Source organism: Exiguobacterium sp. s89, assembly GCF_018617735.1.
Classification (GTDB): domain Bacteria; phylum Bacillota; class Bacilli; order Exiguobacteriales; family Exiguobacteriaceae; genus Exiguobacterium; species Exiguobacterium marinum.
In genome coordinates this window covers 329,546-344,040 of the sequence record NZ_JACSKS010000001.1, presented here as the reverse complement: position 1 = coordinate 344,040, position 14,495 = coordinate 329,546, and the positions used below count along the sequence as shown (strand labels likewise).

At 48.9% G+C, this 14,495-nt stretch carries 18 protein-coding genes and 2 riboswitches; of the genes, 8 read left to right on the top strand and 10 right to left on the bottom strand.

What is annotated here, in order from left to right:
* Positions 1 to 107: 107 nt before the first annotated feature.
* On the top strand, positions 108 to 1,031 hold the full coding sequence (locus KNO96_RS01775; protein ID WP_214701973.1) for an alpha/beta hydrolase: 924 nt from the start codon (positions 108 to 110) through the stop codon (positions 1,029 to 1,031).
* On the opposite strand, the gene KNO96_RS01770 is transcribed toward KNO96_RS01775, so the two are convergent.
* Complete coding sequence (locus tag KNO96_RS01770; protein WP_026825915.1) at positions 964 to 1,659, bottom strand: CPBP family intramembrane glutamic endopeptidase; 696 nt, start codon at positions 1,657 to 1,659, stop codon at positions 964 to 966. The genes KNO96_RS01775 and KNO96_RS01770 overlap by 68 nt on opposite strands.
* Before the next feature lie 86 nt (positions 1,660 to 1,745).
* Between KNO96_RS01770 and KNO96_RS01765 the strand changes: the two genes are divergently transcribed.
* The gene (locus KNO96_RS01765) at positions 1,746 to 2,429 is read left to right on the top strand and encodes a lytic transglycosylase domain-containing protein (RefSeq protein ID WP_034771456.1); all 684 of its coding nucleotides are present in this window, start codon (positions 1,746 to 1,748) and stop codon (positions 2,427 to 2,429) included.
* Between the two features lie 28 nt (positions 2,430 to 2,457).
* Positions 2,458 to 3,045 carry a DUF1643 domain-containing protein gene (locus tag KNO96_RS01760; protein WP_026825913.1) on the top strand — a complete coding sequence of 196 codons (588 nt, stop codon included), beginning with the start codon at positions 2,458 to 2,460 and terminating at the stop codon, positions 3,043 to 3,045.
* A gap of 9 nt (positions 3,046 to 3,054) precedes the next feature.
* On the opposite strand, the gene KNO96_RS01755 is transcribed toward KNO96_RS01760, so the two are convergent.
* The 7 genes from KNO96_RS01755 to KNO96_RS01725 form a co-directional block, all read right to left on the bottom strand.
* Positions 3,055 to 3,789, bottom strand: coding sequence for an energy-coupling factor transporter transmembrane component T family protein (locus KNO96_RS01755; RefSeq protein ID WP_214701972.1), 735 nt, complete (start codon positions 3,787 to 3,789; stop codon positions 3,055 to 3,057).
* On the bottom strand, positions 3,771 to 5,114 hold the full coding sequence (locus KNO96_RS01750; RefSeq protein ID WP_214701970.1) for an ABC transporter ATP-binding protein: 1,344 nt from the start codon (positions 5,112 to 5,114) through the stop codon (positions 3,771 to 3,773). Before KNO96_RS01750 ends, KNO96_RS01755 begins: the two co-directional genes overlap by 19 nt.
* On the bottom strand, positions 5,107 to 5,682 hold the full coding sequence (locus tag KNO96_RS01745) for an ECF transporter S component (RefSeq protein ID WP_012726387.1): 576 nt from the start codon (positions 5,680 to 5,682) through the stop codon (positions 5,107 to 5,109). The genes KNO96_RS01750 and KNO96_RS01745 overlap by 8 nt, the downstream gene beginning before the upstream one ends.
* Positions 5,675 to 6,265, bottom strand: a complete 591-nt coding sequence (locus KNO96_RS01740; protein WP_026825912.1) for a YkoF family thiamine/hydroxymethylpyrimidine-binding protein — start codon at positions 6,263 to 6,265, stop codon at positions 5,675 to 5,677. Before KNO96_RS01740 ends, KNO96_RS01745 begins: the two co-directional genes overlap by 8 nt.
* Before the next feature lie 82 nt (positions 6,266 to 6,347).
* Positions 6,348 to 6,448: riboswitch (TPP riboswitch) on the bottom strand.
* Positions 6,449 to 6,507: 59 nt separating this feature from the next.
* Entirely contained in the window at positions 6,508 to 7,707 is a 1,200-nt protein-coding gene (locus tag KNO96_RS01735; protein ID WP_026825911.1) for a GTP-binding protein, read from the bottom strand.
* Between the two features lie 108 nt (positions 7,708 to 7,815).
* On the bottom strand, positions 7,816 to 8,082 hold the full coding sequence (locus KNO96_RS01730) for a hypothetical protein (RefSeq protein ID WP_026825910.1): 267 nt from the start codon (positions 8,080 to 8,082) through the stop codon (positions 7,816 to 7,818).
* A gap of 12 nt (positions 8,083 to 8,094) precedes the next feature.
* Entirely contained in the window at positions 8,095 to 8,976 is an 882-nt protein-coding gene (locus tag KNO96_RS01725; protein ID WP_214701968.1) for an SMP-30/gluconolactonase/LRE family protein, read from the bottom strand.
* Positions 8,977 to 9,113: 137 nt separating this feature from the next.
* Between KNO96_RS01725 and KNO96_RS01720 the strand changes: the two genes are divergently transcribed.
* Positions 9,114 to 9,722, top strand: coding sequence for a class I SAM-dependent methyltransferase (locus KNO96_RS01720; RefSeq protein WP_353047577.1), 609 nt, complete (start codon positions 9,114 to 9,116; stop codon positions 9,720 to 9,722).
* A gap of 36 nt (positions 9,723 to 9,758) precedes the next feature.
* Here the strand turns inward: KNO96_RS01720 and rlmN are convergent, their stop codons facing one another.
* Positions 9,759 to 10,820: a dual-specificity RNA methyltransferase RlmN gene (gene rlmN, locus KNO96_RS01715; protein ID WP_214701965.1), complete on the bottom strand. Its 1,062-nt coding sequence runs from the start codon at positions 10,818 to 10,820 to the stop codon at positions 9,759 to 9,761.
* Between the two features lie 65 nt (positions 10,821 to 10,885).
* Positions 10,886 to 12,292 carry an amidase family protein gene (locus tag KNO96_RS01710; RefSeq protein ID WP_251125020.1) on the bottom strand — a complete coding sequence of 469 codons (1,407 nt, stop codon included), beginning with the start codon at positions 12,290 to 12,292 and terminating at the stop codon, positions 10,886 to 10,888.
* Positions 12,293 to 12,405: 113 nt separating this feature from the next.
* Between KNO96_RS01710 and KNO96_RS01705 the strand changes: the two genes are divergently transcribed.
* The 4 genes from KNO96_RS01705 (at position 12,406) to KNO96_RS01690 (ending at position 14,314) form a co-directional block, all read left to right on the top strand.
* Positions 12,406 to 12,567, top strand: coding sequence for a hypothetical protein (locus tag KNO96_RS01705; protein WP_214701963.1), 162 nt, complete (start codon positions 12,406 to 12,408; stop codon positions 12,565 to 12,567).
* A 44-nt stretch (positions 12,568 to 12,611) separates the two neighbouring features.
* A riboswitch (SAM riboswitch) is annotated at positions 12,612 to 12,711 on the top strand.
* Between the two features lie 67 nt (positions 12,712 to 12,778).
* A complete protein-coding gene (gene msrA, locus KNO96_RS01700; protein ID WP_214701962.1) occupies positions 12,779 to 13,303 on the top strand; it encodes a peptide-methionine (S)-S-oxide reductase MsrA in 525 nt (174 codons plus the stop codon).
* Positions 13,304 to 13,403: 100 nt separating this feature from the next.
* Positions 13,404 to 13,925: a DM13 domain-containing protein gene (locus KNO96_RS01695; RefSeq protein WP_214701961.1), complete on the top strand. Its 522-nt coding sequence runs from the start codon at positions 13,404 to 13,406 to the stop codon at positions 13,923 to 13,925.
* Between the two features lie 143 nt (positions 13,926 to 14,068).
* Entirely contained in the window at positions 14,069 to 14,314 is a 246-nt protein-coding gene (locus KNO96_RS01690; RefSeq protein ID WP_214701960.1) for a hypothetical protein, read from the top strand.
* Positions 14,315 to 14,495 lie beyond the last annotated feature (181 nt).

Here is a 14,495-nt window from a genome sequence, read left to right as displayed (position 1 = left end):
TTCCTTCAATTAACCCGCTTATGCTATGTATAGCCCATCCTTATGTAAGAAAACAGGACCGTATCGATTCGTTTCGGGTACAATAGCGATGAAAGGAGTCGGTATATATGCAACAAAAATGGAAAATTGGATTAGCCTCACTATTCACAGGATACTATGCGGTCAGCTACTATGCCTTCAAACGGATGACGAGAGGCAAGCGCAAGACACCAGAGATGTTACTCGCTCCATATACGGAAGAGGACCGCGCATTTTATCACGACGTTCCATTTGAACACGTCTCGATTCAGTCCAAAGACGATTATCGACTCTATGGACGAATCTATCGGAACGATTCCTCGACGAAATGGATTGTCTTTGTGCATGGATATACCGCTTCACATAGTTTCATGGCTCCTCACCTCGCCATGTTCCATCGTCTCGGTTACAACCTGCTCGCCGTTGACTTACGATCACATGGTGAATCCGAAGGGATATATGCCTCATACGGCTATCATGAAAAATACGATATGATTGACTGGGTCGACTGGTTGAAAACAAATGAACAAGTCGAGCAAGTCGGTCTACATGGTGTCTCGATGGGAGCAGCGACCGTCTTACAGACGACACCGCTCACTGACGTCGATTTCGTCATCGCAGAATGTCCGTTTGATGACATGAGGCAGTTGATGCGGTATCAGTTAAAGGAATTGCATCGTATCCCGGCAGAGTTCATTCTTCCTGGAATCGATTATTTTCTGTGGTCCCGTGCCGGCTTCACAATGAAACAAGTTCAACCTAAAAAGGCCGTCACCGAAACGACGACCCCAATTTTATTTGTGCACGGTTCAAAAGATGATTTTGTCCCGACCTGGATGTCAGTCGAGATGAATGCCCTCAATCGTCACAATGACCTGACATTAATCGACGGGGCAGAACATACGAACTGTATAATCAAGGATGCCCCCGCCTATGAAGAGGCAGTCAATCGCTTTTTGCATCGACATGAATTGGACCAGCAATCAAATCAAGCAGTATATGCAAAACCATGACCGGCCACAGGACGCCCATCCCTAAGTATAAGATGCCAAGTCCGAAGCCGACGGTTCCTGTCGTAAGGACACCTTTTACCCCCTGATAAGCATGAGCGATGCCGAATAAGGCACCACCAATTAAGGCGAGTGTCATATTCGGTACCTCTATATAGAGGGAAATCGTGTACAGGAGGACTCCTCTGAAGATGAACTCCTCTGTCACTCCCGCAGTGATCGAAACGGCGCTCCATGCCTGTTCTTCAGTCTTCGTACGTGGTAGAAGTAATTTCTCTAAATCCAGTTCATAGTAAGGACGTAAAGCATTCCTGAGTCGAGATGAAATTTTTACCAACAAATAGAAGACGAATATCAAAGTAACAAGGACACATGATATTAAAAAGATTTGCCACGCTTCTTCATCTCCCGGTTCTGGTATAAATCTTAAACCAATTTCAGATAGCGGTACTTGAAATAAAAATACGAGAGCGACAATCAACAAGGTCAATCCCCATGCCGATTTCACGGTCTGTTCGTACACCCATGCCCGTCCTCTCGTTTCAATCAACGGACGAATCAATTTGGCATTGAAAATTTGAACAATCAGCATGTAGCCGATGATTGCTGTAAAAATCAAACGTTCGAGCATTCATATTCACTCCTGTCCTTCCTGTTAGCTATATGCTACACTATTCGGGTATTGTCTAAAAGCTAGGAGGCGGTATCTTGAAACGTATGATGCTGCGACTGACCGGTTTCATCATTGTGCTCGTGCTTTTGCTCGGGGCAGTCGGCTGGCTCGGTCAACATGATAAAGTGAACAATGGATTGTATCGAACCTATTATGGAGAGAACGGCGTCCCGAACACGCATCTCGCTGTGTATCAAGACGCAGCCGAAACGTATGACGTGGACTGGCGTCTACTTGCCGCCGTTCACCGTGTAGAGACAATCTTCTCCCACAGTTCTTCGATGCGCTCGTCTGTCGGCGCGATTGGACCGTTTCAATTCATGCCTCGCACATGGCTCGGTTGGGAATATGACACCGATGACCAAAAAGGCGATGTTCCGGAAGACGAAGTGGACTTGACGAACCTTGCCTTGATTGAACAGTATGGGGGTCTCGGTCGTGACGGGAACGGTGATGGAAAAGCAGACCCACACAGTCTAGTTGATTCTGCGCACACGGCGGCGTATTATTTAAGTGAACACGGTGGAAAAAAGACAGATTCGGTGGCATCCGTCCGAAACGCCATCTTCGAATATAATCGAAGTGAGCAGTATGTCAACGATGTCATGACGTATTTTGAAAACTATGAGTCAAGCGTGACGTTCATGCCTGATGAGCGTGATACGTTCAGTCAACAAGTCGCTTATTACACGATTCGATATGTCGAGTGGTTCAAAGCGCTCGGCTGATGCTTACATGAAAAAGTGAGGAATGGAAATGAACACGCATGTAGAAGAAGTTACCATCCGCGTAAAATCAATCTTCAACGAAGATAAAACGAAACGCTATATGCGAACGTATGAGTTCACCGATGTGGAGGATGGCGTCATCTGTGCCGTCATCATTTACTCGCCGCGGATGAGCGATGCCTTTTTGTCCGGCACGACGACACAGCGTGCTTATATGTTGATGCAAAATCATTTGTCACAACCGATTCGAGAAATGCGTGTCATCAGTCTCGTCCCGACACTCGCCATCAATGACAACCTCCCTTACGTGGAATCTCAACTTGATGAGACGAACTACCATTACGTCGAAGAGACGTTACAAGAGGTAGATGCGAGCAGCGGGATGATCATCGTCGGCTGGGGATCGCCAGGTCGATTGATGCACCACGCGACATCTTATAAATCACTGTTTGCCGATTATGAGGCGAATATGTATTGCATCGGTACGACAGCAAAAGGCGAACCACAACAGATCCGAATGGCGAATGAGAATACGGTCCTCGAGGCGTTCAACAATGAATCAGTAAAACCGAAGTTCCGTATCGTGAAAGAAACGAAGAAAGACGACTCCGAGTGAGTCGTCTTTTTATATCCCTACCCAAATTGAAAGACCGAACAGTGTGAAGAACACACCTGACCACATGTAATCGGACGGTTTGACGTCAATCCGCTCATAGACGGTCCGTTTCCCACTCGTGAATCCTCTCGCCTCCATCGAGAAGGCGACACGTTCCGCCCGTCGGATCGAGCCTGCTAATAGCGGGAGAAGTAGTTTCGGCACATGCCGAACGCGTTCCCATTTTGTATCAAGAGGAACGCCACGAAGACGATGTGCGTATTGAAGCTGATACATTTCCTGTTGCATTAACGGTAGGAAACGGAATCCAACGAGTGCACTATAGGCAATCGTCGGCGACAGCTTCGCCTGTTGCATCAGACTCATGACGAATCGTTTCGAATCGGTCGTCAACATGAAAAGAAGCGACAACACGGTGAACGCCAAAACACGTAGACTAAGAGAGATAGCGACGCGCGCCTCTTCTTTCGAAATGTCCTGACCGAGAAGGGTCACCCACGTTTCTCCCTCGAGCTCTTTCCCAAATACGAGCGTCGTCCAAAATGTTCCGAGCGCCGTGATGAGAAACGGGATCAAGAACAGGCTCCACCTTTTCCATGACACGTCCGTCGCCAAGGTCTGGATCACTAACGTACCGGCGATGATGACGAGTGGGGTCCACGGGTTATAAAACAAGGCCAGTCCGAACATCATAATCGTGAACGTCATAAACTTGACCGTCGGATTCATATCATGGAGTGACATCGTTGCCTCCCTCCCACTAACCGATAATGATGAAGTTTCTCCGTGTCCTGCCAAAGTTCATCCCCGAACGGTCCTGAGAGTACCCCATCCTTCATCAGATAGAACGTATTGGCGATGTTGGCGAACGACAAGTCATGGGTCACGAACAGGATCGTCTGTCCCTTTTTCGCATGTCGCTTCATTAACATCTCGAGTGCATGGAGTGACGGCTCGTCCTGCCCTGCCGTCGGTTCATCAAAGGCAAGCAACTGTTTGTTTGAGAGTAACTGGATCCCGACAGCGAGTCGTCGCTTCTGCCCATGACTGAGCGAAAGTGGATGGAGAGATCGTTTATTCTCGAGTGATAGATCCTCCAACACGATATCAATCGATTCCTCATGGCCAAACTGCAGTTCTTGCTCGACCGAATTCATGAAAAATAAGTGTTCCGGAGATTGAGGGACGAGTCCGACACGGCGATCACATTCCGTCAAACTTCGTAAAAACGTCGACTTTCCGCTCCCATTCGGACCCAAAATGGCGATCACTTCCCCAATGCGAACTTGAAGTGTCACACTTTTTAATTGGAATGTGTCACGCACCACCTCGTCGACCACATAGTGCTCGACTTCTTGTTGTGGTGTTGACGACGGTGTGAATGTAAAATCATCGACCGATCGAAACGGTTCGTTACGTACAATCCGTCCTTCTTCAAGTTCGATCTGCCAATCAAAAAAGTCTCCCCACATATGCGCGCGATGTTCGACAACGATGACGTTCACGTCATCCATTTGATCGAGCCATTCGACGAATCGATACGCGGTCACCGGGTCAAGGTGCGTCAACGGCTCATCGAGAAGCAACCATTCCGGTTGTCCAACCATGGCGCAGGCGACGGCAATCCGCTGTTTCTCCCCGCCTGACAAGGAATCGATGAGTCGATTTCGATAATCGGTCAGTTGGAGTGACTCGAGAATCTCTGTCACGCGCTGATCGATTACCTCGACTTGTGTCTCCAAATTTTCGAGTGTGAAGATGAGTTCCTCTTCCACCCGTTCCATCACGAACTGTGTGTCCGGGTCTTGGAACACGGTCCCGACCCGCTGATTGATCTCGCCCGGTGCATAGTCGTCGTGTGAACGTCCGAACAGTTCGAGTCTGCCTTCAAGGATCCCATCACAATTCTCTGGATAGAGACGGTTGAATAGCGCAAGAAGCGTCGATTTCCCACTTCCGCTCGCTCCGCTCAATACGGTACGTCCAGGTCGTATGGAAAGTGTCACCTCTTTTAAAATGGTGTCCTGACTTTCTGGAAACCGGAATGAAAGCGATTCTGTCTCAACCATGGACGTTCCCACTCCGAGCGATTGCATAGCCGCGAAGTGACCCTGTCTTGAGCAACAGGTCACTGAGCAACTTCCCACCGATTCCTGCGATGACCATGCCACTAACCGCACGGAGCCCGAACATCGTCGCTACATATCCCGGTTCAAGCATCGCAAATCCGCTCATGAAGTAGGTGTACACGAAACTCGTGACGGCCGAGCCAAATCCAGCAAGCATGAGAACCCATAGCTCATATCGACGATAACCCGTCATTGCAAAGACGGCTTCAGCACCAAGACCTTGAACGATGCCGACCAGGATGATGCGCGGTCCGATCGCATTCCCAATCAACATTTCAATCGTCGCAGCCATCACTTCCGAAATGAAGGCAGCACCCGGTTTTCGAATGATATACGCCGAGATGATTGACACGATGAACCAGATACCGAAGATCCACTCATAGGCGATTGGTCCAATCAACCCTGCCCATAAATTCCCGATATGGACGAACAATAAATAGACAACGGCAAAAACGACAGACAATACGGAGACGAGAACGACCTCTTTCAATTTCCACGACTTAAGCATGTTGACCTCCATGTGACGGACTGTTCACACTGAACGTCACCGTCATGACGACGTGTCGATTCTTCTCGCGCGTCCGGTTGAACGCCGCCTCGTAATACGAGAACACATCATCCAAATTCCCATGAATTCCTGACGCGTAGTGCATTGAGTCATTATACACACCAGCCTGTTTCGCTTGTTCGATTTCATCATAGATGAGATCCATATAGTTACCTGCACCCATCGGATAAAGCGCGAACTGTGAAGAGACATACTGCTCTCTTGACATTCCATTCAATGGTTGTGGTGGTGCATCGAGCGCCTCATCCCCAGCCGAATCTCCCGGACATCCGACGGAGAAGGTTCCGCTCATCGAGACATGGCGTCCTTCTTCCGAAGCCAGACTCAAGACTGTCCGTGCGACGTCGAACACGTGCTCGACGCGCCCTCGGATCACGGTCGATACGTCATCCGTATGTCGCCACACACCTGTCATATTTGTTCCTTTCAATGCTCCTTTAATCGTCCCGACAAAGTCATCTGTCATCGGGCTAAGCGTGAAGCGAAATCCGACAATCGGACTCGTGCCACATGATTCATTCATCTTGTTTCCCCCTCTATATGTGTTTGCATAGAAAAAGCCGCATTCATGAGAATGCAGCAACAAAATCTATACAAACTTGCATAGAGAAAGTGCCGCACTTCCTCACGCCAGTATTACCTGGATCGAGTTATAAGGGATTGGAGCCATGCTCTCATCTCAGCCGAAGCACCCCTAGTGCAGTCATTGATATGCGGTTACTTATGCAGTCACAGTATAGCGATGTTTCGTCACTTTGTAAACGGTCAATCTGAATAAGTGACGAGTTGGCCATTACCAGGAAGTGGGTCATGGAAGGCATTCCACGGCTCCACCATCTCCTCATCCGTCAACAAGCAAGCATCAAGTGACCGCTCGACCGTCTCCCGGTCCATCCGTTGACCGATGAGGACCAATTCGTTCTGTCGATCTCCGTACGGCTCGATGTAGTCCTCGCGTAGTTCAGGTTCTGAGGCAAACATCGCCTCTCGTTCATTCTCCGGAAGTGTCGCTAGCCAACGGCCCGCGTGTTCGAGCGTCGACGCGTATCCGGCTTGAGAGAAGAGACAGGCAAGGTCGTTCCGTGACGCGATCCATAAGAACCCTTTGGCGCGAACGATTTCTTCTGGATAATGCTCCATCCAATTCATCAAACGCTCAGGATGGAACGGTCGACGACGACGGTAAACGAACGAACTGATCCCATACTCTTCCGTTTCCGGCGTATGTTCTTCTGCCTCGAGCTCTTGAATCCATCCCGCCGCATGCATCGCCTGATCGAAATCGAACAAACGGACGTCTAGTAGATTGTCTAACGCCACGTCCGAGTAGGTCGAAGTCAACAATCGTGCGCTCGGGTTGAGCGTCTTGAGCAGACCCTTCATCTCCTGCAGCTCCGCTTCAGTCACCCGGTCCGCCTTATTCAATACGATGATATCCGCAAATTCGACTTGGTCGACGAGTAGGTCGACCACTTCGCGAACGTCACCTGTGTCGACGGCTTGTTGACGTTCCATGAGCGATTCACCGGAATTGAAATCCTTGAAGAAGCGGTACGCGTCGACGACGGTGACCATCGCATCGATATAGACACGGCTCGTCAAATCGATCCCAAGGGCGTCGTCGGCATACGTGAACGTCTGTGCGACGGGAATTGGCTCGGAAATCCCTGATGACTCGATGATAATCCCATCGAGGTCACGATTCTTTGTCAGCTCATCGACAGCCGTGAGCAAATCTTCACGTAACGTACAGCAAATGCACCCGTTCGAGAGCTCGACTAACTTTTCATCGGTACGGGAGAATCCGCCCTGTTCAATCAACTTCTCATCGATGTTCAACTCACTCATATCGTTTACGATGACCGCATATTTTTTGTGATCACGGTTATGTAAAATGTGGTTGAGCAGTGTCGTCTTCCCGCTACCAAGATAACCTGAGAGTACCGTAATTGGAATTCGTTTCATGATGGACCTCCGTTAAATAGTAATCATTACTCTTTGTATAATGTAACGGTTCCACCCTTTTGTCAATAAAAAAACACGCCTCATCGACGTGTTTTCATGAACATTCAATTATTCTTCCAACGCTTTCCGTTCTGCTTCTGAACGCGGATAGGCGTTCGCTTGCCACTCGGCTCGATAAATGGAGTCGAGCTGCGTCAATCCGACTTCATCCTCGTCCTTGTCCGAATCGACACTCGGGACCTCGTCCCACTTCGGATCGAGATAAGAATGATCCTCTTCCCGCGCTCGACTTTCTTGTAATTTTTGAATTCCCACCTTGACCGCTGCCGCAACTGCCAATCCAATACCTGCTCGCACTAACAGTCGTTTCACCATCGTATGTCCTCCTCAACGCCCAAAGCGATAAAGCGGCATCCCTTTCACATCTGTCTCGATAATAAATACCGATCCAGCGTCCGGATGTTCGGTTAACGCCTCCTCGTCCATCCCTTCACGTGCTGTTGTGATGGCTAATCGATTGAGACCATCCCCGATGAAGGCGCATGATGTGACATTCGGGGCAGGGACGTGAACTTCTAACACTTTTTCACCGGTCGATGGATCCCAGCGAGATACTTTACTTCCTGCATAATGTGCGATCCATAAAAAACCTTCCGTATCCGATGTCATGCCATCCGGGAAGCCGTCCTCTTCCGAAAAGTCGATGACGACCTTTCCGTTCGACAATGTGCCGGTCTTCATGTCAAAATCATATTGTCGAATTTTTTCGGTCGGTGTATCAATATGATAAAAAACGGAATGGTCAGGAGACCACGTCAACCCGTTTGAAAGTGTCAACTCTTCCATAAGTGTTGTCGTCGTTCCATCGCGGTCCACCCGATAAAGAGATGCCTGATTCTCTTTATCGTCCAAGTGGAGCGTCCCGGCAAAAATACGACCGTACGGATCGGCTTTCCCATCATTAAAACGTAATCGACCTTCAGGGTCATCCAATTCGACAATTTTAATTAACTCCCGGTTGATTTCATCCCATTCATAAATCCCGTCTTTAAGACCAAGGACGACACCATCCGTCACTTTTGGAATGACGAAACCGACCTGTTTTCCGACCTCGAAAGAAGAAATCTCGTCTTCTCGCTCGTCATACCACCATAACGTATGCCCTTCGATATCCACCCAATAGAAACGCTTCAACTCAGCATCCCAACAAGGACCTTCACCAAGCGTATTTCGTACCCGAATCCACAACGACGCATCTATTCTTTCCATTACTTAGCCTCCACTCTATCCATTAGTTCAGAAATCTATTCCCTTCTCCCATTTGGACTATGCATGAATTCGAAAAATCGTAGAGGATTTCCACCCTAGTCTCATCATTTTGATATATTTATTGAAAGGTGAGAGGAGTGGATCATTTGTCTAAATGGAACGAACGTTACAATACCGATGAATATGTGTACGGAACGGAGCCAAATCAATTTTTACTCGACTTCATCACAACACATCGGCTTGAAGGAAAACTTGTGTTAGCCATCGCGGAAGGAGAAGGTCGAAACGCAGTATGGCTCGCCACACTCGGACTCGACGTCGAAATGTGGGACGCTTCGAAAGTAGGGCTCGAGAAAGCGAATCGTTTGGCGACGTCACGAAACGTCTCCCTTCAGACGAAACAGATTGATTTGAATGAAGCGGACTGGCCAAACGAGGCGTATGACATGGTCATCTGTATCTTCGGCCACTTTCCTCCACATGTCAGAGAAAAGGTGTTCGCCGGTATTCGACAAACGCTTCGACCTGGTGGTTTGTTCCTGAGTGAAGTCTACTCTACACATCAACTCGCTTACGGGACAGGTGGACCAAACGACGCCTCACTTCTTTACACCGAAGAGATGTTTCACCAACTCGAAGACGATTTCGTCCCTCTCGTCTTAAACGAGACGGTCGTCTGGCGAGAAGAAGGCACACTCCATCACGGCGAATCCGCTGTGATTCAATATGTCGGGCAAAAACAGTAAACGAATGGCCTCCCCGAGATTCGGAGAGGCCATTTTTCACTTCGCGCCTTCGACGTTCATATGCTTACTGCGGAGTTGACCGCATGCCGCATCGATGTCTGTCCCGTGCTCGAGACGGACACCAATGTTGACGCCACGTTTTTTCAAGATGTCGTAGAACGCCATGATGTCTTCAGGCGTGCTTCGCTCATATTGGATGTGCTCGTTGACCGGGTTGTATGGAATCAAATTGATGTACGACTTGTCTTTAATGTCTTCAATCAAGTCGGCGAGTTCTTCCGCATGTTCCGGTAAATCGTTCACTTTCGAGAGTAGGATATACTCGAAAGTGATTCGTTTGTTCGTCTTCTCGACGTAGTAACGAATCGATGGCATGAGTTGATCAAGCGGGAACGCCCGGTTGATTTTCATGATGCGTGTCCGAAGCTCATCATTCGGCGCATGAAGCGAGAGCGCCAAGTTGATGCGTAAGTCAAGGTCTGCGAACTTGTAGATCTTGTCCGCGAGCCCACTCGTCGACACGTTGATCTTACGCGGAGCGATCGCAAGACCACGCTCATCTTTGACGACACGCAAGAAGTCGACCAAGTTGTCGAAGTTGTCGAACGGTTCGCCGATTCCCATGACGACGATATGGCTGACGCGATCACCATCTCCTTCTTCATCGAGGAAATGTTGGACGGTCATGATCTGCTCGACGACCTCACCAGCCGTCAAGTCACGTGTCTTCTTCAACAACCCGCTAGCACAGAAGCTACAGCCGATGTTACATCCGACCTGTGTCGTCACACAGACCGAACGACCGTATTTATGACGCATGAGCACCGTCTCGATGTAGTGCCCATCATGTAATTTAAGTAAGAATTTGACCGTTCCGTCGCCCGCTTCCTGTTTGACGAACAGGTCTTGAGTCGAGATGACGTATTTCTCTGTTAAGTACTCGCGCACCTCGTCTCGTACGTTGAGGTCGTCCATCGATTTGACCCGATTGATGTAGAGCGAGTCCCAAACTTGACGTGCGTGGAAGGCACCGTATCCCGCTTCCGTACACTCATTTGTGAGCTGATCAAACGTCAACCCGTATATAGATGATTTCATTGTAATCTGTCCTTTCTCTAATCCGCATACGTACCATTGTAGCGGACGTGAGAGACGGGTGCAACTTACGAATAATCTGGAGGCGTCGGTCGTGTGATGAACTGTTCGAACGCATAAGCGACCCGAATCAAATCACGCTCCGCGTAGCTCGTCCCCGTGAACGAGAGGCCGAATGGGGCACCGCTCTCTTTCAGTTGATAAGGGATTGTAATCGTCGGATGCCCTGCTTTCGCACCCATGTCGTAGTTCATGTCATGTGGGAGGACGATTGCATCCAGTTTATGAGTTTGAAGCAATGCGTCAATCCCTTCTGTTTTTGCGAGACGGACGTCCGCGATGCGACGGTCGAGATAGCTCGCTTCGATCAGTTTTCCAGATCGGGCGTTCGCCTCTTCAAAGATGGTCTGGCCGTGCGGGATCGATTCAGGATGTTCCGCGTTCCACTCGATCAAATCGGAAAGCGTCTTAAATGGCACTGTCGTGTTCGCGAGATACGCCGCGACCCCGAGCTTGAATTCGTCGAACAGGATGTCCGCCTGCTCTAGCGCCGCATGCTTCGGCAGCGTGACCTCGACGAGTTCGATTTCGGCTTGTCGTAGCAACTGGATTGCCTGTTCATACAATCCGACTTCTTCGTCTGAAATGTCCGGTTTGACGAACCCGACGCGCATCCCGACCGCCTGCCTCACGTCGAGACATGTCACGTAAGGGGGGCCGACCGGTGTCTCAAGAGTCGCCGGATCCGATTCATCCTCACCACACATCGATTGTAAGGAGATGACCGCATCACGAAGCGTACGCGCCATCGGTCCTGCCGTATCTTGAGAACGTGAGATTGGAATGATTCCGGAGCGGCTGATTAATCCGACGGTCGGCTTGATCCCGACGATGCTGTTATGGACACTCGGATGGACGATTGAACCGCTCGTCTCGGACCCTACCGCAAGAAGAGCGAGGTTCGCCGCGACCGCAGAAGCCGACCCCGAACTTGATCCCCCGACATTTAACGCGTCGCCATATGGGTTCATCGTCTGTCCACCGACGGCACTCCATCCGTTCGGCATACCTTCCGTTAAAAAGTTCGCCCACTCGGACAGGTTCGCCTTCCCAAGGATAATAGCCCCGTCAGCCCGTAACCGTTTGACGAGCTCGGCATCTCGACCGGCGAAATGATGTCGCATCGCGGCGGCACCCGCTGTCGTGCGCATCAGACCGTTCGTCTCGATGTTGTCCTTGATCAAGACGGGAATACCGAGTAGCGGTTTGCGTACTCCTTTTCGGTAGGCTCGGTCTGCCGCCTCTGCTTCGAACAGGGCGTCCGGATTGACTTGAATGACGGCGTGAAGCCGTTCATTATATGTCGCAATCCGTCCTAAATAATAGGCGGTCACGTCTCTCGCCGTGAATTGTCCTTCTTTATACCCACGATGCGCACGTTCAATCGTCAGTTCATGTAATTGGATTTGTTCCATCATACATTCCTCCTTTATCTCTTCCCTTTTATTCGTGCTCTATGTCTGATTTCCTTTTCGTATCGCCAAGTCGATGTGTTCTTGTTACACTTAAGAAAAAACAGGAGGTTCCTATGACACGATCCTACATATTCGTGTTGCTAGCTGTGTTCGGTCTATTTTTCATACAGCTATACGGTGAAAATGTGCCTTATGGTACACCCATTTCCATCGCTTTGATTGGATTCATCATCGTCTTGACTGTTTTTCAGTTGAAACGAAAACCGAATCATTGACGAATGTATTTTGAGGGTGATATGATGCTCTCACCAACTACATATCGATATCAAGAGTGAACGAGAGATCTGGCTCCGCGACTTCACAGCAACCTGCCTTAGGCAAGGTGCTACGACCAGCAAGGGAAACCTTGGACGATATGACGAAAGCGCTCATGTCATCCGACGTGAGCGCTTTTTTGTTGAATGACGATTTGGAGGGAACGACAGAATGGAAAAAGCAACATTCGCAGGCGGCTGTTTTTGGTGCATGGTGACACCATTTGAGGAATTACCAGGGATTGAAGGCATCATATCCGGCTATATGGGTGGACAAGTCGCCAATCCGACATATGAACAAGTAAAAACCGGGACGACGGGGCACCTTGAGGTCGTTCAAATCACATATGATCCAGCATTATTCTCGTATGAACGTCTCCTTGAACTGTATTGGATTCAGACCGACCCGACCGATGACGGTGGTCAATTCCAAGACCGGGGACCTCAGTATGCCCCAGCTATCTTCTATCACACGGAAGAACAACAAGTCGCTGCTGAGACGAGTCGCGACGTGTTGGCAGCGAGCAGGCGCTTCACGGCCCCGATCGTCACGAAAATCATTCCAGCGACGACGTTCTTTGCTGCAGAAGACTACCATCAGGACTATCATAAAAAAAATCCGAAGCATTATAAGGAGGACCGGGCCATCTCGGGACGCGACGAGTTCATCGAGGAGAAGTGGACCGAGACAGTATGATGTTCAACTGACGCGAATTGAATGATTCGCGTCTTTTTATAAGCCCATGAATCGGGAAAAGGAATGTAACGATTCAAACACCTGAAAAGGAGGATTATATATGAAGACTCGTACAAAAATCATCATCGGAATCATCGGTATCGCCATCATAGCCATCGCCTGGTGGCTGATCTCCCCACTATTTTTAACAGAGACGGTCGACGAAGGGTTGCCACCGACAGCTGTCGAATCACCAGCCCCTGAAGAAGAAGCGGGAGAAGAGACGTCCGAGACACCGGAAGCACAACCGAGTCCAACCGAAGTAGCGGGTGTATTCATGGACGGGGAGAAAAATTATGAGACGACCGGGACGATCCGCTCGGTCGAGGCAGAAGACGGGACATATCTCCGATTTGAAGAGTTCGAGACGACGAACGGTCCAGACTTATTTGTCTATTTGACAAAACCAGGTCAAGAGACGACCGAAGGCGTCAGTCTAGGGGCTCTAAAAGGGAATATCGGGAATCAAAACTACTTGGTCCCTAAGGATGTGAATCTAGAAGAGTACAACACCGTCGTCATCTGGTGCCGTGCGTTCAGCGCGACGTTCGGGACGGGAGAACTGACTGGAACAAGTGAATGAATTGACTGCAGGGCGGCTGAATGAATCGGCCACCCTCTTTTCATTTGAAATCGGCTAAAAAATAAAGACCAATCATCCAACATCAATTGTGTATATGCTATCATATATGTAAATAAGTGTAATTTCATTGAGGAGGGTCGATCATGGAGCAGACATTGCCACAACTATACAAACACTACTTTTGGAAGCGATTTTTTCTATTTTTCATTCCATTGATGGTGGTCGGCATACTATCCGAACCGATGATTATTCAGAATCCATTCGAAGAGCTCGAAGACTATGGAGCATTTGTGTTTTTCTTGGCAATTTATATCCTTGTACTCGGTGGATGGGCAGCTTTTATGACGTCGATGATGTGGCGGATCAAACAATTCAAATTGAAAAAGTAATCTTATTATCTATCTGTGGTTACTACGTTTCGATTCATAACGATTTAACTATCCTTCTTTATTAACGATGCAACATGTTTAATAAACGATAATGTAATGATTGTCAAAAGAATGATCATCACATCTACCTTGAGATTCAAAAAATATGGCATAAAACAATGGCTAAAAACGAAAAAACAAA

Excerpts from the sequence above, each read along its gene's own strand:
- KNO96_RS01735 (WP_026825911.1), bottom strand. The coding sequence starts at position 7,707 with ATGAAACGAATTCCAATTACGGTACTCTCAGGTTATCTTGGTAGCGGG.
- msrA (WP_214701962.1), top strand. The coding sequence starts at position 12,779 with ATGGAAAAAGCAACATTCGCAGGCGGCTGTTTTTGGTGCATGGTGACA.
- KNO96_RS01705 (WP_214701963.1), top strand. The coding sequence starts at position 12,406 with ATGACACGATCCTACATATTCGTGTTGCTAGCTGTGTTCGGTCTATTT.
- KNO96_RS01775 (WP_214701973.1), top strand. The coding sequence starts at position 108 with ATGCAACAAAAATGGAAAATTGGATTAGCCTCACTATTCACAGGATAC.
- KNO96_RS01755 (WP_214701972.1), bottom strand. The coding sequence starts at position 3,789 with ATGTCACTCCATGATATGAATCCGACGGTCAAGTTTATGACGTTCACG.
- KNO96_RS01770 (WP_026825915.1), bottom strand. The coding sequence starts at position 1,659 with ATGCTCGAACGTTTGATTTTTACAGCAATCATCGGCTACATGCTGATT.
- KNO96_RS01695 (WP_214701961.1), top strand. The coding sequence starts at position 13,404 with ATGAAGACTCGTACAAAAATCATCATCGGAATCATCGGTATCGCCATC.
- KNO96_RS01725 (WP_214701968.1), bottom strand. The coding sequence starts at position 8,976 with ATGGAAAGAATAGATGCGTCGTTGTGGATTCGGGTACGAAATACGCTT.
- KNO96_RS01740 (WP_026825912.1), bottom strand. The coding sequence starts at position 6,265 with ATGAATGAATCATGTGGCACGAGTCCGATTGTCGGATTTCGCTTCACG.
- KNO96_RS01765 (WP_034771456.1), top strand. The coding sequence starts at position 1,746 with ATGATGCTGCGACTGACCGGTTTCATCATTGTGCTCGTGCTTTTGCTC.
- rlmN (WP_214701965.1), bottom strand. The coding sequence starts at position 10,820 with ATGAAATCATCTATATACGGGTTGACGTTTGATCAGCTCACAAATGAG.
- KNO96_RS01745 (WP_012726387.1), bottom strand. The coding sequence starts at position 5,682 with ATGCTTAAGTCGTGGAAATTGAAAGAGGTCGTTCTCGTCTCCGTATTG.
- KNO96_RS01690 (WP_214701960.1), top strand. The coding sequence starts at position 14,069 with ATGGAGCAGACATTGCCACAACTATACAAACACTACTTTTGGAAGCGA.
- KNO96_RS01750 (WP_214701970.1), bottom strand. The coding sequence starts at position 5,114 with ATGGTTGAGACAGAATCGCTTTCATTCCGGTTTCCAGAAAGTCAGGAC.
- KNO96_RS01710 (WP_251125020.1), bottom strand. The coding sequence starts at position 12,292 with ATGGAACAAATCCAATTACATGAACTGACGATTGAACGTGCGCATCGT.
- KNO96_RS01760 (WP_026825913.1), top strand. The coding sequence starts at position 2,458 with ATGAACACGCATGTAGAAGAAGTTACCATCCGCGTAAAATCAATCTTC.
- KNO96_RS01730 (WP_026825910.1), bottom strand. The coding sequence starts at position 8,082 with ATGGTGAAACGACTGTTAGTGCGAGCAGGTATTGGATTGGCAGTTGCG.